Annotated in this window: 18 protein-coding genes; 17 read left to right on the plus strand and 1 reads right to left on the minus strand. The window is 70.8% G+C overall.

Annotated elements, in window-relative coordinates:
• Nucleotides 1–959 (plus strand): glycosyltransferase family 2 protein (locus ABFX54_RS17360; RefSeq protein ID WP_346105977.1); only part of this gene is annotated, 959 nt, incomplete at its 5' end.
• Nucleotides 960–1,201: 242 nt separating this feature from the next.
• Nucleotides 1,202–2,872 (plus strand): glycosyltransferase, encoded by a 1,671-nt coding sequence (locus ABFX54_RS17365; RefSeq protein WP_346105979.1) that lies wholly within the window; start codon nucleotides 1,202–1,204, stop codon nucleotides 2,870–2,872.
• Between the two features lie 191 nt (nucleotides 2,873–3,063).
• Here ABFX54_RS17365 and ABFX54_RS17370 read toward each other — a convergent pair whose 3' ends face one another.
• A complete protein-coding gene (locus tag ABFX54_RS17370) occupies nucleotides 3,064–4,452 on the minus strand; it encodes a glycosyltransferase family 2 protein (RefSeq protein ID WP_346105980.1) in 1,389 nt (462 codons plus the stop codon).
• Nucleotides 4,453–4,692: 240 nt separating this feature from the next.
• Here ABFX54_RS17370 and thrC point away from each other — a divergent pair, with 240 nt between their 5' ends.
• From thrC to ABFX54_RS17445, 15 genes are all read left to right on the plus strand, one after another.
• Nucleotides 4,693–5,751 (plus strand): threonine synthase, encoded by a 1,059-nt coding sequence (gene thrC / locus ABFX54_RS17375; RefSeq protein WP_346105981.1) that lies wholly within the window; start codon nucleotides 4,693–4,695, stop codon nucleotides 5,749–5,751.
• A gap of 39 nt (nucleotides 5,752–5,790) precedes the next feature.
• Nucleotides 5,791–6,696, plus strand: coding sequence for a homoserine kinase (gene thrB / locus ABFX54_RS17380; RefSeq protein ID WP_346105982.1), 906 nt, complete (start codon nucleotides 5,791–5,793; stop codon nucleotides 6,694–6,696).
• Between the two features lie 457 nt (nucleotides 6,697–7,153).
• Entirely contained in the window at nucleotides 7,154–9,172 is a 2,019-nt protein-coding gene (gene rho, locus ABFX54_RS17385; protein WP_346105983.1) for a transcription termination factor Rho, read from the plus strand.
• 141 nt (nucleotides 9,173–9,313) lie between these two features.
• On the plus strand, nucleotides 9,314–10,582 hold the full coding sequence (locus ABFX54_RS17390) for a sensor histidine kinase (RefSeq protein ID WP_346105984.1): 1,269 nt from the start codon (nucleotides 9,314–9,316) through the stop codon (nucleotides 10,580–10,582).
• Nucleotides 10,583–10,641: 59 nt separating this feature from the next.
• Nucleotides 10,642–11,277 carry a response regulator gene (locus tag ABFX54_RS17395; RefSeq protein ID WP_346105985.1) on the plus strand — a complete coding sequence of 212 codons (636 nt, stop codon included), beginning with the start codon at nucleotides 10,642–10,644 and terminating at the stop codon, nucleotides 11,275–11,277.
• Nucleotides 11,278–11,430: 153 nt separating this feature from the next.
• The gene (gene rpmE / locus ABFX54_RS17400; RefSeq protein ID WP_346105986.1) at nucleotides 11,431–11,649 is read left to right on the plus strand and encodes a 50S ribosomal protein L31; all 219 of its coding nucleotides are present in this window, start codon (nucleotides 11,431–11,433) and stop codon (nucleotides 11,647–11,649) included.
• A gap of 84 nt (nucleotides 11,650–11,733) precedes the next feature.
• A complete protein-coding gene (gene prfA / locus ABFX54_RS17405; protein ID WP_346105988.1) occupies nucleotides 11,734–12,786 on the plus strand; it encodes a peptide chain release factor 1 in 1,053 nt (350 codons plus the stop codon).
• Entirely contained in the window at nucleotides 12,783–13,637 is an 855-nt protein-coding gene (gene prmC, locus ABFX54_RS17410; RefSeq protein WP_106248156.1) for a peptide chain release factor N(5)-glutamine methyltransferase, read from the plus strand. Before prfA ends, prmC begins: the two co-directional genes overlap by 4 nt.
• A gap of 119 nt (nucleotides 13,638–13,756) precedes the next feature.
• Nucleotides 13,757–14,404 carry an L-threonylcarbamoyladenylate synthase gene (locus tag ABFX54_RS17415; protein WP_346105990.1) on the plus strand — a complete coding sequence of 216 codons (648 nt, stop codon included), beginning with the start codon at nucleotides 13,757–13,759 and terminating at the stop codon, nucleotides 14,402–14,404.
• A gap of 163 nt (nucleotides 14,405–14,567) precedes the next feature.
• Entirely contained in the window at nucleotides 14,568–17,423 is a 2,856-nt protein-coding gene (locus ABFX54_RS17420) for a hypothetical protein (protein ID WP_346105991.1), read from the plus strand.
• Complete coding sequence (locus ABFX54_RS17425) at nucleotides 17,423–17,782, plus strand: hypothetical protein (RefSeq protein WP_346105993.1); 360 nt, start codon at nucleotides 17,423–17,425, stop codon at nucleotides 17,780–17,782. Before ABFX54_RS17420 ends, ABFX54_RS17425 begins: the two co-directional genes overlap by 1 nt.
• 306 nt (nucleotides 17,783–18,088) lie before the next feature.
• Complete coding sequence (locus ABFX54_RS17430; RefSeq protein ID WP_346105994.1) at nucleotides 18,089–19,354, plus strand: serine hydroxymethyltransferase; 1,266 nt, start codon at nucleotides 18,089–18,091, stop codon at nucleotides 19,352–19,354.
• A gap of 57 nt (nucleotides 19,355–19,411) precedes the next feature.
• On the plus strand, nucleotides 19,412–20,704 hold the full coding sequence (locus tag ABFX54_RS17435) for a glycosyltransferase family 4 protein (RefSeq protein ID WP_346105995.1): 1,293 nt from the start codon (nucleotides 19,412–19,414) through the stop codon (nucleotides 20,702–20,704).
• A gap of 130 nt (nucleotides 20,705–20,834) precedes the next feature.
• Nucleotides 20,835–21,257: a Cg1360 family ATP-synthase-associated protein gene (locus tag ABFX54_RS17440; protein ID WP_346105996.1), complete on the plus strand. Its 423-nt coding sequence runs from the start codon at nucleotides 20,835–20,837 to the stop codon at nucleotides 21,255–21,257.
• Nucleotides 21,258–21,322: 65 nt separating this feature from the next.
• Nucleotides 21,323–21,538 carry an AtpZ/AtpI family protein gene (locus ABFX54_RS17445; protein ID WP_245956295.1) on the plus strand — a complete coding sequence of 72 codons (216 nt, stop codon included), beginning with the start codon at nucleotides 21,323–21,325 and terminating at the stop codon, nucleotides 21,536–21,538.
• Nucleotides 21,539–21,594 lie beyond the last annotated feature (56 nt).

Here is a 21,594-nt window from a genome sequence, read left to right on the forward strand (position 1 = left end):
CGCTGCGCGGGCTGGAGATCGAGTGGCCGGACGGCCCGGTGCCGCTCGACGGCCTGCTGAGCCTGGCCGCCGCCGGCGTGCCGCTCACCGCCGAGCGTGCCGCGCTCCGGGTGCCCGCCGACCTGGCCGACCTGCTCACCGACCGCGGGTGGCTGGCCCACACCGCCGACGGCACCGCCCGCTGCCTGGCCGACCTGCGCCGCGAGGAGCACAGCGTACGCCTGCGCCGCCTCGCCCATCCGTTGGCGGCCGTGCCGCAGGTGAGCATCGTCATGGCCACCAGGCGCCCCGCGTTCGTCGGCGCGCCGCTGGCGCAGATGGAGCGCCAGCGCGACGTCTCGGCGGAGGTGCTGCTCGGCCTGCACGGGGTCGCGTTCGAGCAGGTGCGTGCGGCGGTCGAGTCCTGCTCCCTGCCCGTGCGGTGGGTCGAGGCTGACGCGTCCGTGCCGTTCGGCGACGTGCTCAACCAGGCGGCGGCGATGGCCGGCGGCGACCTGCTGGCGAAGTGGGACGACGACGACTGGTACGGCCCGCGTCACCTGGCCGACCTGTTCATGGCGCTCACGTACGCGGAGGCCGACGTGGTGGGGACGACGGCCGAGTTCTTCTACCTGGAGCCGTTGCGGGCGACGATCAGGCGCACGACGTTCGCGAGTGGGGCGAGTTATCCGAGTGAGGTCTATTCCGATCATGTCGCCGGCGGCACGATCATGGTGTCGCGGGCGAAATTCCAGGAAATAGGCGGCTTTCCGGCCTTGCCGCAAGCCGTCGATCGCGAATTCCTCAAGGCGGCGGAGCAGGCCGGAGCCCGCATCTACCGCACCCACGGGCTGGGCTACGTCCTGCGGCGGGGGCTCAGCGGCGATCACACGTGGCAGTTGCCGCTGGCCCACTTCCTCAAGGTGGCCGTCAACCAGTGGCGGGGCTTCCGCCCGAGCGCGCTCATGGAAGCGGCGTGACCGTCCACGACGGCTCCATGAGCCACCCGGAGGACCGGGGCCCAGGCGGAGCCGAGAGCCCGTCTACGGCAGGCCGGCCGGCGGAGAGCGGGTCGGCGGGAGGTCGGTCGGCGGGGAGTTCGTTCCAGAACGGGGAGCTGGCGGGGAGTTCGTTCCAGAACGGGGAGCTGGCGGGGGGTTCGTTGCAGAACGGGGAGCTGGCGGGGGGTTCGTTGCAGAACGGCGGGTTGGCGGGGAGTTCGGTGGTTCGTCGGGTGCGGGGGAACGACTATCGCGTTCTCGCCAGGCCCGACCAACACTTCACGCCGACCCTGACGGTCAGCGTCGTGGTCCCGGCTTACGGCGGGCAGCAGCAGCTTGACCTGGTGCTCGCCGCGCTGGCCAGGCAGACGTACCCGGCGGAGCTGACCGAGATCATCGTGGTCGACAACGGCAGCGAGCCGCCGCTGCGGCTGCCCGCCGAGCGTCCCGGCCTGACCCGGCTGATCGGCTGCGAACGTCCCGGCCGGGCCGCGGCACGTAACGCCGGGCTGGCCGCGGTCACCGGTGAGGTGATCCACTGGCTCGACTCCGACGTGGTGCTCACGCCGGGCGCGATCGAGGCGCACATGCGGTGGCACCACGCGGCGCCGTACGTGGTGGTGACCGGCTACATCAGGTTCACCGAGGCCGAGTTGCCCGCCGTGCTGCCCGCCGACCTCGAAGGCCACTTCGAGCCGGCCGAGCCGCACGCCTGGATCGTGGACCTGGTCGACCGAACCGACGGCCTCACCGCCAGCCCGCAGCGCCCCTTCAGCCTGCACATCGGCGGCGCGACCTCGGTCAACGCCCGGCTGATCAAGGCGGCGGGGCCGATGGACGACGATCTCGTGCTCGGTCAGGACACCGAGATGGGCTACCGGCTGTGGCAGGCGGGCGCGGTCTTCGTACCGGAGCCGGCGGCGCGCGCCTACCATCTCGGGCCGACGATGCGGATGCGCGACAAGCCGTCCATCGACCGGGTCAGCCACGCGTTCGTGGCCGACCGCATCCCGGCCTACCGCTGGCTGAGGGGGCATCCCGGACGGCAGTGGAAGGTCCCGTACGTCACCGCGGTCGTGGACGGCACGGCCGGGTACGACCCCGTACGGGCCAGCGTGGACGCGTTGCTGGCCGGCACCGTGCCCGACGTGTCGGTGCTGCTGACCGGCCCCTGGGACACCCTCGACCGCGACCGCCGCGCCCCGCTGGAGGACCCGGTCCTGGAGCTGGTGCTGGTCCACGGCCACTACGAGCACGAGGGCCGGGTACACCTGGCCACGACCGGCGACGGCGGGGGACACGCGGGTGGTGAGGCGGCCGTGGACCCGGCCGTCCCCTACGTGCTGCGCCTGCCCGCCGGGTGGATCCCCGGCGAGGACACCCTCGCGCGCCTGCTCGACCTGGCCCGCGACGAAGGGCTCGGCCTGGTGAACGTGCTGCTGCGCGAGTCGGCGGAAGGCGTCGTCACGGCCCGCCTGGAACGCGCCGCGGCCTTCGCCAGGGCCCGCCTGGTCGCCGCGCCGGGGGAGGACCTGGACGACGCGGTGGACACGGTGTCCGGCGTCGTATGGGTGGACGGCGAGACCTACGGCTTCACCACCGAGGCACGGACGCCGGTGGGCCGTCGGGGAGCGTACCGGGCCGGGATCGAGGCGCGGGCGGAGGTGGAGCGGCTGACCGCGGAGGCCGAGCGGCTGCGAGGTCAGATCGCCAAGTGGAAGGAGGAGGCGGGCCGCTGGCGCAAGTCGGCCGTGGAGCTGCGCCGCGAGGTCAGCACACTGCGCCGCCGGGTCGCCGCCGCCGAACGCGCCGCACAGGCACAGGCCCAGCAGGGCCTGCGCACGATGGTGTCGGCCACAAAACGCGCCCTCCGCAAACGCCTACGCGGCTGACACCCCCGCCCGGCCCCGCGCCATTCGGCCCAGCCCGTGCGACCTGGCCCGTGCGGGCGGCGACATGCGGTCCGGCCCAGTGCGGTCGGCCCGTGCGGTCGGCCCGTGCGGTCGGCCCGTGCGGTCGGCCCGTGCGAACTGGCGACGTGTGGTCCGGCCCCGTGCGCGGGCGGGCGTAGGGCGTCGCGCGGTCAGTTCGGGCGTAGGGCCGACTTCAGGCGGCGAAGGAGGGTCTTCTCCGGTGGCTCCACCGTCACCTTCACCGGTGCGGGGATGGTGACCGGGTCGGGCTGCGCGGGAGCGGGCCAGAAGCGGTCCGGTGGCTCGTGGCGTACCCCGTGCGTGGCGTCGATGACCGCGTCGAGGTCGTCGCCGGGCCCGGAGAGCAGCACGGCGCGGCCGAGTGCCGAGGTGCGCTCCAGGCGGGCCGTGCGCCCGTCGGGCAGGTCCACGACGAGCACGCCCGCGAGGTCCTTCTGCACCGACTCGATCATCCGCTCCAGCGTCGCCCGGTGCAGCGGTACGTCCACCGGCCCCCGGTAGCGGAACGGGGTCGGCGCGGGCGTCGGCGCGGCCTCGTCGATGAGCCGGACGCGTTCGTCGTGCGCGAACAGGTCACGCATGAGCCGCAGCTCGAAACACGGGTCCGACAGCGCGAACCGGCGCGAGTCGTCCAGCCGCGACCACGGCCCCACCAGCGTCACCACGACGTCCTGCAGCTTGCCGTCCAGCGCCGCCGCGACCGCCTGCCGCACCACCGACTCCGAGGTGTCGGTCACGTCGAGCACGACCTCCACGTACGGCACCAGCCACCGCCGCCCCCGGTCCTTGCGCAGGTCGCGGCGCAGTGGGATCCGGTGCGCCAGGTACGGCTCCACCGCCCGCACCGCCCGCTCCCTGTCGCGGTGCTGGGCGGGCAGCCCCAGGTGCACGGCCTGGGCGTCGGTGTCGGGCACGAAGACGACGCCGTGCATGGCCAGGCGGTAGGAGAACTCGGTGTCCTCGCCCCGCGCCACGTTCGGGTCGAGACCGCCCACGGCGTGGAAGACCTCCCGGGGCAGGGCGAAGGTCGGGCCGGTGCACACGTGGTACGGATTGCGGCTCTTGCGCAGCCCGTCCGTCTTGGCGATCGTCGCCTCGGTCGAGCTCGACCTGGCCCCTTCGAGGTCGAAGACCTCGTCCAGCCGCTTCGCCGCGGCGATCTGGGCGGCGGTGACGGGCGGCAGCTCGACGAATCTTTTCATCCCGATCGTGACCAGGTAGTCCGTCACGTGGTGCCACCGGGCCAGCGCCTCGATGTGCTCGCGGCAGGCCACCATGTCGGCGTCGAGCCGCTGGATGATCTCGCCGTCGGCCGCCTTGGCGCCGGTGTTGACCGCGTTGGAGATGCCCCAGCCGTCGCGGACCCGTACGAGACGGGTGTTGACCGGGCGCAGCTCGGGCAGCCGGATCGGCGGCCGGCTGCCGTCGTCGACGACCAGCACCTCCATGAGGTGCTCCGGATACGTCTGTACGGACAGCGCGGCCAGCGTCAGATCGAGCTTGTCCTGCCCGCCGTGAGCGGGTATCACCACGCTCACGGAAAGTGCGGGTGACCAGGCGCCGAGCTGCGGTGCCGCCACTGGTGAATAGTCGTTCTGCCTCAGAGCAGGACGCGCGTTCATGGTCGTGACCCCCTGCCGAGACCTTATCGGGAGATGCTGAGAATTTCCTGAATAGTGCTCCTGTCCAATGGACGGGTCCGACCCGTGGACACGGCTCAGCGACGGTCCCCGGCACCCCGTACACTCTGTGCCCAACAGCGCAGGTAGGGAGTCATCATGAGCAGGTCGTGGCGTGGCCTCATCGAGGAGTACCGCGAGCGTCTTCCGGTCACCGCGAAGACGCCGGTCATCACGCTGCTCGAGGGCGGCACGCCGCTGGTGCCCGCGCACCGCGTCTCCGCTCTCACGGGGTGTGACGTCTACCTGAAGGTGGAGGGGGCCAACCCGACGGGCAGCTTCAAGGACCGCGGGATGACGATGGCCATCAGCAAGGCGGTGGAAGAGGGGGCCAAGGCGGTCATCTGCGCCTCCACCGGCAACACCTCGGCCTCGGCCGCGGCCTACGCCGTGCGCGCCGGGCTGACCTGCGCCGTGCTGGTGCCGCGGGGGAAGATCGCCATGGGCAAGCTGGCCCAGGCGCTCGTGCACGGAGCCACGCTGCTGCAGGTCGAGGGGTCGTTCGACGACTGCCTGGAGATGACCCGCAAGCTGTCGTCCAGCTATCCCATCGCGCTGGTCAACTCCGTCAACCCGTTCCGGCTGCAGGGGCAGAAGACGGCGGCGTTCGAGATCGTCGACACGCTCGGCGACGCCCCCGACATCCACTGCATCCCGGTGGGCAACGCGGGCAACATCTCGGCCTACTGGATGGGCTACCAGGAATACTTCGACGACGGGGTCGCCACCAGGCGTCCGCGCATGTTCGGCTTCCAGGCCAGCGGCTCGGCGCCGATCGTCGAGGGCGCGCCCGTCGCCCATCCCCACACGATCGCCACCGCGATCCGCATCGGCAACCCGGCCTCCTGGTCGCTGGCCACCGCGGCCCGCGACGAGTCGGGCGGGACCATCCAGGCGGTGACCGACCGGCAGATCGCGGCGGCGTACAAGCTGCTGGCGCAGGAGGAGGGCGTGTTCGTCGAGCTCGCCTCGGCCGCCAGCGTCGCGGGCTTGCTGCAGGCCCACGCACAGGGCATGGTGGAGCCGGGGCAGCGCATCGTCTGCACGGTCACCGGCAACGGACTGAAGGACCCCGACTGGGCCATCTCGGGGGCGCCGGCGCCGGTGGTCATCCCCATCGACGTCCACGCCGCCGCGGCGGCGCTCAACCTCGCCTGACGGGGGCGCACGGGGGAGTGACGAGAGAAAAGTGAACGCATGAGGACCGTTGCCATCCGCGTGCCCGCCACCTCGGCGAATCTGGGGCCCGGATACGACGCGCTGGGGCTGGCGCTGAGCCTGCACGACGAGGTCAGGGCCACGATCGTCGACGAGCGCGGCGTCCACGTCACCGTGGCGGGCGAGGGTGCGGGGGAGGTGGATCTCGGCGAGGGGCATCTGGTCGTCAAGGCGATGCGCGCGGCGTTCGGCCGCATGGGGGTGCCTCAGCCGGAAGGGATACGCCTGCACTGTCACAACCGGATCCCGCACGCGCGCGGGCTCGGATCGTCGTCGGCCGCCGTGTGCGCGGGCATTCTCGCCGCGCGCGCCCTGGGCGGCGGCGAGCTTTCCGACGACGACGTCTACGCGCTGGCCACCGAGATGGAGGGCCATCCCGACAATGTCGCCCCTTGCCTGGCCGGTGGGCTGACCGTGGCCTGGTTCGACCACGCCGGGGTTCCGCGTATGGTGAAACTGGCTCCCGACCAGCGCGTCCGTCCAGTCGCCGTCGTTCCTTCGACGCGGCTGTCCACGGAGGCCGCGCGGGGGCTCCTGCCGAAGGACGTGCCCCACGAGGACGCCTCCTTCAACGCCGGCCGGGCCGCGCTGCTGATCGCGGCGCTGACCCAGCGGCCGGAGCCGGGGCTCCTGCTCGCCGCCACGGAAGACCGCCTTCACCAGCACTACCGCGCGCCTGCCATGCGGCAGAGCGCGGATCTGGTAGAACGTCTCCGTGCAGTGGGCGTGCCCGCGGTCGTTTCGGGAGCGGGTCCCACGGTTCTTGCGTTTTCGACATCGGATACGCAGGATTTGATCGCGCCAGAAGTGGGTAATGACTGGCACATCCAGCAAATGGACGTCGACCCGGTTGGTGCGGACGTTCAGTTCCCCGAGACACGCTGATACCTCTTTAGACCTTCAGGGAATAGCCGTGTGCGCTGGTGATGTTAGGCTGATAGCCGCACCAGATGCCCCCTTGGTGGGTGCGTGCTTGTCAGCCATACATCGCTGCATCATGCTTCACGTCGCGAGGCGGAAGCAGCGCGGCTGTCTCCCCGGAATCCGTTGCCTCCGGTTGGCCCACACCCGGTTGGCTCAACGTGAGGTGGCGACGACGGGGATCTGCGCGTTCGAATCATCTCGACATCTGGTTGGCGACAGCAATCTGGGGGGTGTCAGCCACGCGCCAAGGGCCATCGGCGGCGTGGACGAACCCCTCCCCAAGAGTGGCGGCTGCCTGAGACGACAGCCGAAGATCGCAGAGTGCACCCCGACCCGGTCTGTCCCGCCGGATCGCAAGCACCTCCGGGACGCCCGGGAGAACGAAACCGGCGCCCGACCCCTGGGAAGGACCTTTTAGTTGAGCGACACCACCGAACTCCTCTCCGACGCATCAGGCGCTGAGCCGGCGTCCGGCGACACCCCCACCCGCGCAGCGGCCAAGCCGCGTGCGCGTCGCTCCGGCACCGGCCTGTCCGCCAAGGTGCTGCCCGAGCTGCAGAAGATGGCCGCGGAGCTGGGCATCAGCGGGACCGGGCGCATGCGGAAGAGCCAGCTGATCGCGGCCATCCAGGAGAAGCAGGGTGGCGGTTCCGGAGACGGCGCAGCGACTGCCGCACCCGCGGCTGAGGCAGCCGCCCCGGCTTCGACGGAGGCGGCCCCCGCGACGGAGCGGCCCACCCGTGCACGCAGGGAACGTTCCCGCTCCAAGACCGCCGAGGACTCCGCTCCGCAGCCCGCCGCCGCGGCGACGGTCGCCGCCGCGGAGCCCGTGGCCGTCGCGCCCGAGCCGGTCGCGGCCCCGGTCGAGACCGTGGTGGAGCAGCAGGCGCAGCCGGTCGAGGCCGGCCAGAGCGACACGCGCGCCGAGCGCGGCGAGAGCCGGCGCGAGCGCCGCAGCCGCGGCGAGCGCCGTGAGCGTGGCGACCGTGGCGACCGCGGTGACCGTTCCGCCGACCGCGGTGAGGGCGGCCGCGCCGAGAGCCGTGACGGCGGGCGCGACAGCGGTCGTGACCGTGACCGTGACGGTCGCGACGGTGGTCGTGACGGCCGTGGCGAGCAGCGCGACCGCTCCGCCGCCGACGCGGGCAGCCGTGGCGACCAGCGCGGTGACCAGCGGGGTGACCAGCGCGGCGACGACGACGACCGCGGCGGGCGCAGCCGCAGGGGCCGCTTCAGGGAGCGCAACCGTGGCCGTGGCCGCGACCGCTTCGACAGCAGCGAGCCCGTCATCGGCGACGACGACGTGCTCATCCCGATCGCCGGCATCCTCGACATCCTCGACAACTACGCGTTCGTCAGGACCAGCGGCTACCTGCCGGGCAGCAACGACGTCTACGTCTCGCTCGCCCAGATCCGCCGCAACGGCCTGCGCAAGGGCGACGTCATCACCGGCGCCGTCCGCCAGCCGCGCGACGGCGAGCGGCGCGAGAAGTTCAACGCCCTGGTCCGCCTCGACACCGTCAACGGCATGGACCCGGAGCAGGCCCGCAGCCGGCCCGACTTCAACAAGCTGACGCCGCTCTACCCGCAGGAGCGCCTGCGCCTGGAGACCGAGCCGAACATCCTCACCACGCGGATCATCGACCTCGTCTCGCCGATCGGCAAGGGCCAGCGCGGCCTCATCGTCTCGCCGCCCAAGGCCGGTAAGACGATGGTGCTGCAGGCCATCGCCAACGCGCTCACCCGCAACAACCCCGAGTGCCACCTGATGGTCGTGCTCGTGGACGAGCGGCCAGAAGAGGTCACCGACATGCAGCGGTCGGTCAAGGGCGAGGTCATCCACTCGACCTTCGACCGTCCCGCCGAGGATCACACCACCGTCGCCGAGCTCGCCATCGAGCGCGCCAAGCGCCTGGTGGAGCTGGGCCACGACGTGGTCGTGCTGCTCGACTCGATCACCCGTCTCGGCCGCGCCTACAACCTGGCGGCCCCGGCCTCCGGGCGCATCCTGTCGGGTGGTGTCGACTCCACGGCGCTCTACCCGCCGAAGCGGTTCTTCGGCGCCGCCCGCAACATCGAAAACGGCGGCTCGCTGACGATCCTCGCCACGGCCCTGGTCGAGACCGGGTCCAAGATGGACGAGGTCATCTTCGAGGAGTTCAAGGGCACCGGCAACATGGAGCTCAAGCTCAACCGCTCCCTGGCCGACAAGCGGATCTTCCCCGCGGTGGACGTCGACGCGTCCAGCACCCGTAAGGAAGAGATCCTCATGGGCAAGGACGAGCTCCAGATCGTCTGGAAGCTGCGTCGCGTGCTGCACGCGCTCGACATGCAGCAGGCGCTCGAACTGCTCCTGGAGAAGATGAAGGAGACCAAGTCCAACGCGGAGTTCCTGCTCCAGGTCCAGAAGACCACGGTGAGCAACGACCGCGACTAGCGTCCGCGTTCGCCGAAGGGGCGGTGGGGGTCTTCCCCGCCGCCCCTTCCGCGTCCGGGCCGGGGCACTGGGGCTAGCCCTACCCCGTGACGGGAGTCATCCGTATTCACCGCGAGGCCCGGCGCGTGCACTCTGAACTACATGCGTTCTGTGGCGTTGAAGGACCGCGTGCCGCTCGGGCCCAAGGGGCCGCTGGGGGTCCTGGTCGACCCGATGACCTGGCGGGCGGCCCCCTACCTGCTGGTCACCGGCTTCGTCGGGCTCGGCTGGTTCGCCGTGCTGAGCATCACGATCCCCCTCTCGCTCACGCTCACAATCGTCTGGGTGGGCGTCCCGCTCATGATGGCCACCGTGCTGATGTGGCGCGGCGGGGCGATGCTGGAACGCCGGCTGCTGCACGCGGCGTTCGGCGTCAGGATCGCCGACCCGTACCGGCCGCGGCCCGAGCGCGGCGTCGGCGCGCACCTGCGCTGGCTGCTGTCCGACCCCGCCACCTGGCAGGACCTGGGCTATCTGCTGATGCTGCTCCCGCTCGGCGCGGTCGAGGTGGGGTTGTCGTTCGGGCTGTGGTTCGCGTCGATCACGTTCCTCCTGCAGCCGCTGCTCTATTTCGTGTACGCGACCGGCGGCGGCTACAACGACCTGCTGGTCGGCGACTGGGCGCCGGGAGCGGTGATCGCCGCGGTCTTCGGCGGCCTGCTCCTCGTGCTGACGGCCTACCTCGTCCGCGGCATGGCCTGGCTGCACGGCACCCTCGCCACGGTGCTGCTCGGCGGCAACGAGGAGGAACGGCTGCGCGCCAGCAGGGCCAGGGGCATCGACGCCGCCGAGGCCGAGCGGCGCAGGATCGAACGCGACCTGCACGACGGCGCCCAGCAGCGGCTGCTGTCGGTCGCGGTGGACCTGGGACGGGCCCAGGCGAAGTTCGACAGCGAGCCCGACGAGGTCAGGACGCTCATCGCCCAGGCGCACGCGGGCACCAAGGCGGCCATCGCCGAGCTGCGGAACCTGGCCAGAGGCATCCACCCGGCCATCCTCAGCGACCGAGGGCTCGACGCCGCCCTGTCGGGGCTGGCCGCGCGGGCGCCCATCCGGGTGGACGTCTCGGTCGAACTGGACGAACGGCCGCCGCCCGCCGTGGAGAGCATCGCGTACTTCATCGTGGCCGAAACTTTGACCAACATGGCCAAGCACTCCGGCGCCACCGAGGCGTCCGTCACCCTCATCAGGGATCATCGCGGCGTGGTCGTGGACGTCTGGGACAACGGCATCGGCGGCGCGGTCCTCAGCCCGGGCGGCGGGCTGTCCGGGCTGGCCGACAGGGCCGCCACCATCGACGGGGTGATGGTCGTGCACAGCCCGGTGGGCGGCCCGACCCTGATCCGCGCGGAGCTGCCCTGCGAGTGGTAGCCGTGCCCGACGCGCGGGGCGATGGACAGCCCGGCGTCCTGCCCTGTAGTCATGGGGCCATGCGCGTGGTCATCGCCGAGGACTCCGTACTGCTGCGCGAAGGGCTCGCGCGCCTGCTCGCCGACGGCGGCATCGAGACGGTGGCGAGCGTCTCCGACGGGCCCGCGCTGGTGACGGCGGTGCTGCGGCACGAGCCCGACCTGGCGATCGTCGACGTGCGCATGCCACCCAGTCACACCGACGAGGGGCTGCGGGCTGCGCTGCAGGTGCGCGCGGCCAGGCCGGACTTCCCGATCCTCGTGCTGTCGCAGTACGTCGAGGAGCGCTACGCGGGCGAGCTCATCGGCAGGGCCGTCGGCTACCTGCTGAAGGAGCGGGTCGCCGACGTGGCCGAGTTCCTGGAGGCGGTGCGACAGGTCGCCTCCGGCGGCACGGTCATCGACCCCGAGGTGGTCGTGCAGTTGCTCAGCCGGCAGCGGCGCGGCGCCCCGCTCGACTCGCTGTCGCCGCGCGAGCGCGAGGTGCTGGCGCTGATGGCGGAGGGCCGCTCCAACACCGCCATCGCCGCCCGGCTGGTCGTCACGGAGGGCGCGGTGGAGAAGCACATCTCCGGCATCTTCGCCAAGCTGGCGCTGGGGCCGGCGCCCGAGGACCATCGGCGGGTGCTCGCCGTGCTGACGTACCTGGGACGCTGAAGCGCCGGCGGGGGCCACGGCGGGAGGCGGTGGGGAATGCCTGATGGCCTGGGATGGTTGCACGATCTGGCACACTGGTAGCTGACCATTTTGCGGTTCCGGTTCCCGCCACGCGTGAAGGCGACCCGGCGGCCGCACCCCGAAAGGACAGCGATGAAGCGCGACATCCACCCTGACTACAACGTGACGCAGGTGACCTGCTCCTGCGGCAACACGTTCACCACCCGCAGCACCGCGAAGAACGGCGTGATCCACGCCGACGTGTGCTCGGCCTGCCACCCGTTCTACACGGGCAAGCAGAAGATCCTCGACACCGGCGGCCGGGTGGCTCGCTTCGAGAAGCGCTTCGGCAAGAAGGCCGCGGGCAAGTAGCTCCACCCACGCCGGCCCGGACGCACGCGTGCGCCGGGTCGGCGTTGTTGGTGAAACGGCCACACTCCACGAAAAGGGACCACGGTGAATCTCGACGAGTTGCTCAAGGAGTATTCCGAGCTGGAGTTGAAGCTCGCCGATCCCGCCGTGCACGCCGACCAGAACAAGGCACGCACCCTCGGCAGGCGCTACTCGCAGCTGACGCCGATCGTCGGCACCTACCGTGAGCTCGAATCGGCCCGCGAGGATTTGACGGCCGCCAAGGAGCTGGCCGGCGAGGACGAGGGGTTCGCCGCGGAGGCCGCCGAGATCGAGGCGCGCATCCCGCAGCTTGAGGACAAGCTCCGGCATCTGCTCATCCCGCGCGATCCCAATGATGACAAGGACATCATCATGGAGATCAAGGCGGGCGAGGGCGGCGAGGAGTCCGCGCTGTTCGCCGGCGACCTGCTGCGCATGTATCTGCGTTACGCCGAGCGGCTCGGCTGGAAGACCGAGGTCATCGACAGCCAGCCCTCCGACCTGGGCGGATACAAAGACGTCACGGTCGGCATCCGGGCCAAGGGCGACGAGGGCGTGTGGTCCAGGCTCAAGTTCGAGGGCGGGGTCCACCGCGTGCAGCGGGTGCCCGTCACCGAGTCGCAGGGCCGCATCCACACCAGCGCCGCCGGCGTGCTCGTCTATCCGGAGGCGGAGGAGGTCGACGTCCAGGTCGACCCCAACGACCTGCGCATCGACGTCTACCGCTCCAGCGGCCCCGGCGGCCAGAGCGTCAACACCACCGACTCCGCGGTCCGCATCACCCACCTGCCCACCGGCGTCGTCGTCTCCTGCCAGAACGAGAAGAGCCAGCTCCAGAACAAGGAGTCGGCGCTGCGCATCCTGCGCGCCCGGCTGCTGGCCATCGCCCAGGAGGAGGCCGAGGCCGCCGCCCAGGCCGAGCGCAAGTCGCAGGTGCGCACCGTCGACCGCTCCGAGCGCGTGCGCACCTACAACTTCCCGGAAAACCGCATCTCCGACCACCGCGTCGGCTTCAAGGCGTATAACCTCGACCAGGTTCTCGACGGTGAGCTCAACGCCGTCACCCAAGCCCTCATCGACGCCGAGATGGCGGAGAAGCTCGCACAACACTCATGACATTTCTGCTGGACGAGATCGCGCTCGCCACCGCCCGGCTGGCCGAGGCAGGTGTGCCTTCGCCGCGCACCGACGCGGAAGAGATCGCGGCATTCGTCCACGGCGTGCGCAGGAGCGAGCTGCACACCGTCAGGGACTCCGAGTTCGACGCGCTGTTCTGGGAGGGCGTCGCCCGGCGCGAGGCCCGCGAGCCGCTGCAGCACATCACCGGCCACGCCTACTTCCGCTATCTGGAGCTCGCGGTCGGGCCCGGCGTGTTCGTGCCCAGGCCGGAGACCGAGGTGATGGCCGGATGGGCGATCGAGACGCTGCGGGAGATGGACGTCACCGCGCCGCTCGTCGTCGATCTCGGCACCGGGTCCGGCGCCATCGCGCTGTCGATCGCCCAGGAGGTGGCGCTGGCCGAGGTCCACGCCGTCGAGGTCGATCCGGGGGCGTACACCTGGGCCAAGCGCAACATCTCCGAGCACGGTCAGGGCCGCACCCACCTGCACCCGGAAGATCTCGCCGAGGCGCTGCCCGAGCTCAACGGCAAGGTCGACCTGGTCATCTCCAACCCGCCCTACATCCCGCCCGGCGCGATCCCGCGCGACCCCGAGGTGCGCGACTACGACCCGTCCCGCGCCCTGTTCGGGTCGGGCGACGACGGGCTCGGCGAGGTCCGCGCGGTCGAGCGCACCGCGCGCCGGCTGCTGCGTCCCGGTGGCTGGGTGGCCGTCGAACACGCCGACGAGCAGGGCAGGGCCGTCTACCTGACCTTCCCCGAGGACAACGGATGGCGTGACGTACGCCTGCGCCAGGACCTCACCAGAAGAGACCGCTTCGTCACGGCCAGGCTGGGCCAGGACTAGGATTCACGCCAGCGGCGCGGCCCCCTCCTGACCAGCAGGAAGCCCGGCGACCGTACCAGGAGGAAGGAGGAGGCCTCGCGAACGCCGCTCCCCGCCGAGCGGAGCGAGGCGATGAGATCGTGGGACGACGTTTTGACTGCTCCAACGCGGAGCAACGGACCGAGGGCCTGACGGAGGCGGCGGCCGCCGTCCGCCGCGGCGAGCTCGTGGTGCTGCCCACCGACACCGTCTACGGCATCGGCGCCGACGCCTTCACCCCTGCCGCCGTCACCTCCCTGCTCGACGCCAAGGGCCGGGGCCGCGACATGCCGCCGCCGGTGCTCGTGGGCACCGTCAGAGCCGCCACAGCGCTCGTGGACGACATGGGGGCATACGGGCAGGACCTGATCGACGCCTTCTGGCCTGGGCCGCTCACGCTCGTCTGCAAGGCCAACAGGGCCCTTTCCTGGGACCTGGGCGACACCAAGGGCACGGTGGCCGTACGCATGCCGCTGCATCCCGTCGCGCTCGACCTGCTCAAGGAGACCGGGCCGATGGCCGTCTCCAGCGCCAACCGCTCAGGCTCTGCCGCCGCGACCACCGCGGAGGAGGCCGAGGAGCAACTCGGCGAGTCGGTCGCCGTCTACCTCGACGCCGGCAAGACCACCGACAACACGCCCTCCACCATTCTCGACCTCACCACGGCCGTGCCCCGGCTGCTGCGTCGCGGAGCCATCCCGGTGGAGAAGCTGCGCGGCATCATCGGCTACGTCGCCACCGACGACTGACGTATACCCGCTGCTTATTCCGGCCGCCATCGCGCTCGGGCCGACACTACGGTGAGGCCCGGAGCGGCGATACGTCGGGGAGTGGCCCATGGGCAAGTACGACGGCATGGATCCCAAGCTGGTCCGCGAACTGCTGGCCGAGGTGCGGCAGGCGGCCACGCGGATGCGCGAGGTCGAGGACCGCGTCAGGGGTGCCATGCGCACCGCCGGGCTGCCCACCCAGACCACACACCGTCCCGTCCAGATCGCCGAGCGGATCGACGCGATGGTGAAGGACGTCGACGGGCGGTTGGGGGACCTGGAGAAACGGGTCGACCCCCGCAAGACCGGCACCGGCCCCGACCCCACCCGCTCCGGAGGGCCCGGCACAGGCACGGGAACCGACACGACCCCGGACGCGAACGGTAAAACGGGCACGGATGGTAAGACTGGCACCGATGGTAGGGCCGGTACCGATCCGGACAGCAAGACCGGTACCCGTACAGACGGCAAGACCGGCACGGAGGGTAGGACTGGCGCCGACCCGGACGGAAAGACCGGCACGGACGGTAAGACCGGCACCGATGGTAGGAACGGGGCTGACCCGGACGGCAAGACCGGTACCGGTACGGACGGGAAGACGGGCACCGGCGCGGACGGGAAGCCTGACGCGGATGGCAAGACCGGCACCGACGGCAAGACGGGCGCTGACGGAAGCACGGGTGCCGACCGGAGAGGCGATTCCGACGGGAAGACCTGCGACGACGCGGGGACCGGCCAGGATCGAGGGACGGGCCAGGATCGCGGCACTGGCAAGGACACGGGAACGGGCCAGGGCACGGGAGTCGGCCAGGGCGACGACGCGGGTCAGGGCAGGGGCACCGGGCGGGACGACGGCGCAGGCCAGGGGGTAGGCGGCGGCCAGGGTGCGGGATCCGACCAGGGAACGGGAACTGGAACGGGTACCGGCCAGGACGGCGGGACAGGCCAAGGCACAGGCACCGGCCAGGACTGCGAAACCGGCAAAGGCACCGAAACGGGTCAAGGCACGGGAGTCGGCCAAGGCGACGGCGCAGGTCAAGGCGAAGGCGTCGGCAGAGGTGACGGCGTCGGCCAGGGCGATGGCATGGGCCAGGGCACCGGGATCGGCCAAGGCGACGGCACCGGTGGGACCGGCCAGGGCACCGGAACCGGTCAGGACGGTGGAACCGGCCGGGATGGCGGCGTCGGCCAGGACGGTCACACTGGAACCGGCCAGGACGGTGACACCGGAGCAGGCCGGGATGATGGCGTCGGTCAAGGTGGTGACACCGGGCAGGGCACCGGCGGCGAGGCCGGTGGTGGTGTGACGGGCACTCCCGTCGGGGACGGCCAGGAGGCCACCAAACCGCAGGTCGTGGTGGTCGACGGGGTCAAGGTGCTGCAGGTGCCGCTCGACCCGCCCACGGCCGCGGCGATCGAGGACATGCTCGAGAACTCCCGCGACGTCCAACCGGCCGACATGCCGAAGGTGTCGCCCGACCGCCCCGACGTCACGAATGTCAGCGGGTACGCCAACGACGGCAGCGACGTGGTCTCCGCCGAAGCGAACCCACCGAACCTGGACGCGCTGAGAACGGTGATCGAGAACCACCGGGACATCGCGCCACAGGACATGCCGAGCGTGGAGATCCCGGCCGGCGAGTACGGCAAGGGCGAGTGGTCGGAACGCACCATCCGACCGGACGGCCCGCCCGGCTCGATCGACGCCGGCAGACCGAACGCGGGCAGCGAATCAGTGCCTCTCCCCCCAAGAGACACCCCCTCAACGGACACTTCCACCACGACGAACACGACCGTGGGCGGCACTCCCACCACGACGGACACCTCCTACGGCGGCGGTGCCAACTCGGCGGCGACGTCCTACGGCGGCGGCTCCGCAACAGCGGACACGACGACCTATGGCGGTGGTTCCGCATCAGGGGACGCCGGCTATGACGGTGGCTCCAGATCGACGGATGCCTCCCACGGTGGCGCCTCCTCGTCGGAGGACACGGGCCGGCGCGGTGGCCCGGCCTCGGGTCACGGCTCTCCCTCGGGAGACGGCACGACGTCAGGTGGCTCGGGCACCCCCGCCCCGACCGACGACCCACGCGGTACGGGGACCGGCAAGGAATGTGAGCCGGGCAAGGACACCACCCCTGACCGCCCGACGGGAGATCGACCTGGCCAGGGCACTGGAGACGGCCAGGGAACCGGCGACCGCGGCACAGGCGAGCGTGGAACTGGTGATCGGGGCGCAGGTGACCGGGGAACGGGTGGCCAGGGCACGGCCGATCGTGGCACAGGCGGCCAGGATCGGCCGGTCACGATCCCACCGACCAACCCGTCCGTCGATCCCCCCGGCGGCTCGCCGACCGGTGGCGCAGGGACGGCGACGGAGCCCGACTCCAGGACCGGCGGTGTCCGGGCGGGCGACAGTGCGGCGGTGTACGGCGTCGGACCAGGCGAAAGGACCGGTGACGGTGCGGTCGTGCACGGCACAGGAGTGGGTGAAAGGGCAGGTGACGGTACAGCGGTGTACGGCATCGGGCCGGGTGAGAAGGCGGATGCCGGGCCGGGGCTGAGGGCGGGTGACGGTACAGCGGCGTATGGCATTGGACCGGGTGAGAAGGCGGATGCCGGGCCGGGGCTGAGGGCCGGTGACGGTGCGGCCGTGTATGGCATCGGACCCGGAGAGACGCCCGGACAGGCGGCCGGGAGTCCCGTTCGGGAATCGCCGATCGCCTACGACGTGCGGACCGAGCCCGACACCACGGCCACCCAGGTCAGCGCGTGGGCGAATGACGGCAGTGACGTCGTGTCGGCCGAGGCGGCGCCGCTCGATCTCGACGCGCTCAGGACCGTGATCGAGGACCACCGTGACATTCCGCCCCAGGAGATGCCGTCCGTGCAGATCCCGCCGGGCGAGTACGGCAAGGGCGAGTGGGCCCCCGAGGACATCAGGCCGGACGGTCCGCCGGGTGAGGTCGGTCCGGGCCGGCCGGAAAGGAGCTCGTGATGTACGCCGACCCACCCGCGCCCAAGGAGCAGGGCCCCGGCGAGACACCGCCCGGTGGCCCGCTGGCGGCCCCTCAGTACTTCAATCCCGACTACGAGCGCCTGGTCGTGGCATGGAAGGCCGTGCTGCCCGAGCTCAACGCCCTCAGAGCGGCCCTCGACAAGGCGTACGGCCTGGCCAGCAACCCCCAGACGTGGGACGCCCCGGTGGGCGAGCGTTACGTCAAGGAGATGCGCGAGTGGCGGACGAGGCTGTCTCTCTACCGCCATTCGGTGCTCACGGCGATCAGCGACGAGGCCGCCGGTACGCCGCGATGGGTGCGGGCCAGGGCGGACGCACCACACGCCTTCCCGGCGTGAGGCACGTCTGGGACCCGGGTGTGGCTGTGTGAGGGCCGCATGGGACCTGCGCGCGGCCGGCGTTGAACCGGCCTGAGAGCGGCCCGAGCCCGCCTGGGTTCGGCCCGCGCCTGTGCCGCGCCCGTCCCGTGTCCCACCGTGCCCGGATCCGGCTCGATCCCGGCCGATCCCGATCGGATCCCGGTCCGAGCCTGGTCAGAGACCAGCCCTGTCCGGCAAGAGAGCGGCCATAGAACGGCATGAGATGAAATTTCCGGGCATGACCGATGTATGGGAGAAACGGACATACGGTCGTACAGTGGGGAAATGGGTACGGAGCCCTACTACGGTCCGGACTTCGGGATGCTGCGGAAGCGGGATCCCGAGATCGCCCGGATCCTGATCGACGAGCTCGACCGGGTACGCGGCGGCATCCAGCTGATCGCGAGCGAGAACTTCACCTCGCCGGCCGTCATGGCCGCCCTGGGCTCCACCCTGACCAACAAGTACGCCGAGGGCTACCCGGGCCGGCGCTACTACGGCGGCTGCGAGGTCGTCGACCGGGCCGAGCGGCTGGCGATCGACCGGGCGCGTGAGCTGTTCGGGGCCGAGCACGCCAACGTGCAGCCCCATTCGGGCGCCTCGGCGAACCTGGCCGCCTACGCAGCCCTGCTGCAGCCCGGCGACACGATGCTGGCCATGGCGCTCCCGCACGGCGGCCACCTCACCCACGGCTCGAAGGTGAATTTCTCGGGAAGATGGTTCGACGTCGTGTCGTACGGCGTGCGTCGCGACACCGAACTCATCGACTACGACGAGGTGCGCGACCTGGCCCTGCGCCACCAGCCGAAGCTCATCGTGTGCGGCGCGACCGCGTACCCGAGGCTCATCGACTATTCGACGTTTCGCGGCATCGCGGACGAGGTGGGGGCCTGGTTGCTGGCCGACGTGGCGCATCCGATCGGGCTGATGGCGGGCGGCGCGATCCCGTCGGCGGTCCCGTACGCGGATGTTGTGACGTTCACCACGCACAAGGCGCTGCGCGGGCCGCGCGGCGGCGCCATCCTGTGCACGGAGGAGCTGGCCAGGCGGATCGACCGGGCGGTGTTCCCGTTCGTGCAGGGCGGGCCGCTGATGCACGTGGTGGCGGCCAAGGCGGTGGCGTTCGGGGAGGCGATGCGGCCGGAGTTCGCCGGCTACGCCAGGCAGGTGATCGTGAACGCGCAGGCGCTGACGGAGGCGCTGGCGGTGCGGGGGATGCGCGCGGTGTCCGGTGGCACGGACACCCACCTGGCGCTGATCGACCTGCGTGGGGTGGGGGTGTCGGGGGCCGAGGCCGAGCGCAGGTGCGCGGCGGCGGGCATCACGCTCAACCGCAACGTGATCCCGTACGATCCCGAGCCCGCGGCCGTCACCTCGGGGATCCGGGTCGGCACCCCGTGCGTGACCACGCAGGGGATGGGGCCCCAAGATCTGAAAGAGGTGGGCGCCCTGGTGGCGCGGGCGGTGCTGGAACCGGCTGGCGCAGGGGAGGTAAGGGCAAGAGTGGCGGCGCTTCTCGCCATCCATCAGCCATATCTGAGCGAATTTTAAGAGGGTCTGTGTCGTTTTCCGGTCACAGTCGGCCGGAGCATCCGGGAAACTAGGTACGTGCGCGAATACCTCTTCATGGCGCTCATCTCAGCGGCGGTGACCTACCTCCTGGTCCCGCTGGTGCGCCGCTTCGCCATCCGTATCGGCGCCATGCCCGAGGTTCGCGAGCGCGACGTGCACACCACGCCGACGCCCAGGCTCGGCGGGCTTGCGATGTACGGCGGGCTGGTGGTGGGCTTGCTGACGGCGAGCCAGCTCACCCATACCGGCCAGGCGCTGGCCGAGTCCGAGGCCAACGCGGTCACGGCGCTCATCGTCGCGGGCGGGCTCATCACGGTGACCGGGTTCCTCGACGACTGGTGGGGCATGGACGCCTTCATCAAGCTCGGGGGCCAGATCGCGGCGGCCGGGGTGCTGGTCTCCTTCAACCTGCGCCTGCTCTACATCCCGCTGCCGAAGGACTGGGGCGGCTCGACCAGCCTCGACTACACGCTCAGCACGATCATCACGATCCTGGTCGTGGTGGTGACCATCAACGCGGTCAACTTCGTCGACGGCCTCGACGGGCTCGCCGCCGGGATCGTCTGCATCGCGGCCATGGCCACCTGGGCCTACTCGATCTTCCTGGCGCAGAGCATGAGCGTCGGCAACATCACCACGACCGCCGCCATCGCCGCCGTGCTGATCGGCACCTGCCTGGGCTTCCTGCCGCACAACTTCCATCCGGCGAAGATCTTCATGGGCGACACCGGCGCGATGCTGATCGGCCTCGTGCTGGCCTCCTCGATCGTCACCGTGACCCCGCTCGACCCGGCCGCCATCGAGGACATGAACAAGGTCCCCGTGCTGCTCCCGCTGATGCTGCCCGCCGCGGTGCTGGTGCTGCCGCTGATCGACCTGATCACCGCCGTGGTGCGGCGCACCTCGCAGGGCCTGTCGCCGTTCGCGCCCGACCGCGGCCACCTGCACCACCGGCTGCTCGACATCGGCCACTCGATGCGCCAGTCGGTGCTGATCATGTACGCGTGGGCGTTCCTGTTCGCCTTCGGCGTGGTGCTGATGTCCCGCCAGGGTGTGCCGGTATTGATGTTCCCGGTGGTCATCATCCTCGCGGTGGCCGTGCTCGTGCTGATGGCCGCCCCGCGCTGGCGGGGCAGGGGCGGGTCCCACTCGGCGCCGAGAGGCAAGCAGCCCGAGGACGACGACGGCCCGCCGACCGGGCCGATGCCGCCGATCGTGCCGGAGGCCCAGGTCAGACAGCAGCCGCCGCCGCCGGAGGGCGGCCCGTCCGCGCCGCGGGCGACGGCCGACGGCAATCCGGTCATTCCCGCCTTTCCGAGCCGTTCTTGATCGCGAACTAGAAACGGCAGGTAAAAGCGGTCTTCCGTGAGCTTGTGATATCTTTCACGAGCAGGGACTCCAGACGTACCGGTTCTGGGGGTAGCAAACGCTCGCTTGATAACTTGCTGATGGAGCTTTGATGCAGGCCAACGACGTGCGCGTACTCAAGAGCGCCGCGATCCCGACCCTGGCGGTCGGAGTGGTCGCCGTGGTCGTGGCGCTGCTGGCGGCAGGTGGCAAGGGAGCGCTCGGCGCGGCCATCGGCGCTCTGCTCGTCGGGATCTTCTTCAGCATCAGCGTGGTCGCGGTGTCGTACGCCGCCCGTGTCTCCCCGCAGATGATGGCGATCGCCGCGATGCTCAGCTATCTGGTCAAGGTCGTCGTCATCATGCTCGTGCTGAGCGCCTTCGGCGACACCACGGCCTGGAACTCCAGGGCTTTCGCCTGGACGGTCGTGGTCTGCACGCTGGTGTGGACCGCCTTCGAAGTGCGCGCTTTCGTCAAGACGAAGATGCTTTACGTCGACCCCGAGGGTCGGGTCCCCGGCAAGGGCGACTCATGACTCCGGTTCCCGGACGGGGTCCGATATGACTAGTCCTCCACTCGCCTGCTATCGTCGGGGCCGCGATGAGCGCACAGGAACGCCGACCGGAAGAAGACGGTCGCGACTTCGCCGACGCCATGTGGTCAGTCCCCAGCTATCTGCTCGCAGGGATGGCTTTCTACGGCGGTCTCGGCTGGTTGCTGGACCGCTGGTTGGACATGTCCGCGTTCTTCCCCATAGGCGTCGTCCTGGGGGTCGTGCTCGGTGGCTATCTGGCCTACCGGAAGTCCGGTCGCTAGCCCGACGCAGCGATCGCTTCGCTGAGGAAACCCTTGTGAATCACTACGACGTTGAA

This window comes from Nonomuraea maheshkhaliensis (genome assembly GCF_039529435.1).
Lineage (GTDB): Bacteria > Actinomycetota > Actinomycetes > Streptosporangiales > Streptosporangiaceae > Nonomuraea > Nonomuraea maheshkhaliensis.

What these genes read in the sequence shown, in the direction of transcription:
- ABFX54_RS17445 (WP_245956295.1), top strand. Translation starts at nt 21,323, where the DNA reads ATGAGCGCACAGGAACGCCGACCGGAAGAAGACGGTCGCGACTTCGCC.
- ABFX54_RS17420 (WP_346105991.1), top strand. Translation starts at nt 14,568, where the DNA reads ATGCGCGAGGTCGAGGACCGCGTCAGGGGTGCCATGCGCACCGCCGGG.
- ABFX54_RS17395 (WP_346105985.1), top strand. Translation starts at nt 10,642, where the DNA reads ATGCGCGTGGTCATCGCCGAGGACTCCGTACTGCTGCGCGAAGGGCTC.
- thrC (WP_346105981.1), top strand. Translation starts at nt 4,693, where the DNA reads ATGAGCAGGTCGTGGCGTGGCCTCATCGAGGAGTACCGCGAGCGTCTT.
- ABFX54_RS17425 (WP_346105993.1), top strand. Translation starts at nt 17,423, where the DNA reads ATGTACGCCGACCCACCCGCGCCCAAGGAGCAGGGCCCCGGCGAGACA.
- prmC (WP_106248156.1), top strand. Translation starts at nt 12,783, where the DNA reads ATGACATTTCTGCTGGACGAGATCGCGCTCGCCACCGCCCGGCTGGCC.
- rpmE (WP_346105986.1), top strand. Translation starts at nt 11,431, where the DNA reads ATGAAGCGCGACATCCACCCTGACTACAACGTGACGCAGGTGACCTGC.
- ABFX54_RS17440 (WP_346105996.1), top strand. Translation starts at nt 20,835, where the DNA reads ATGCAGGCCAACGACGTGCGCGTACTCAAGAGCGCCGCGATCCCGACC.
- thrB (WP_346105982.1), top strand. Translation starts at nt 5,791, where the DNA reads ATGAGGACCGTTGCCATCCGCGTGCCCGCCACCTCGGCGAATCTGGGG.
- ABFX54_RS17430 (WP_346105994.1), top strand. Translation starts at nt 18,089, where the DNA reads ATGGGTACGGAGCCCTACTACGGTCCGGACTTCGGGATGCTGCGGAAG.
- ABFX54_RS17390 (WP_346105984.1), top strand. Translation starts at nt 9,314, where the DNA reads ATGCGTTCTGTGGCGTTGAAGGACCGCGTGCCGCTCGGGCCCAAGGGG.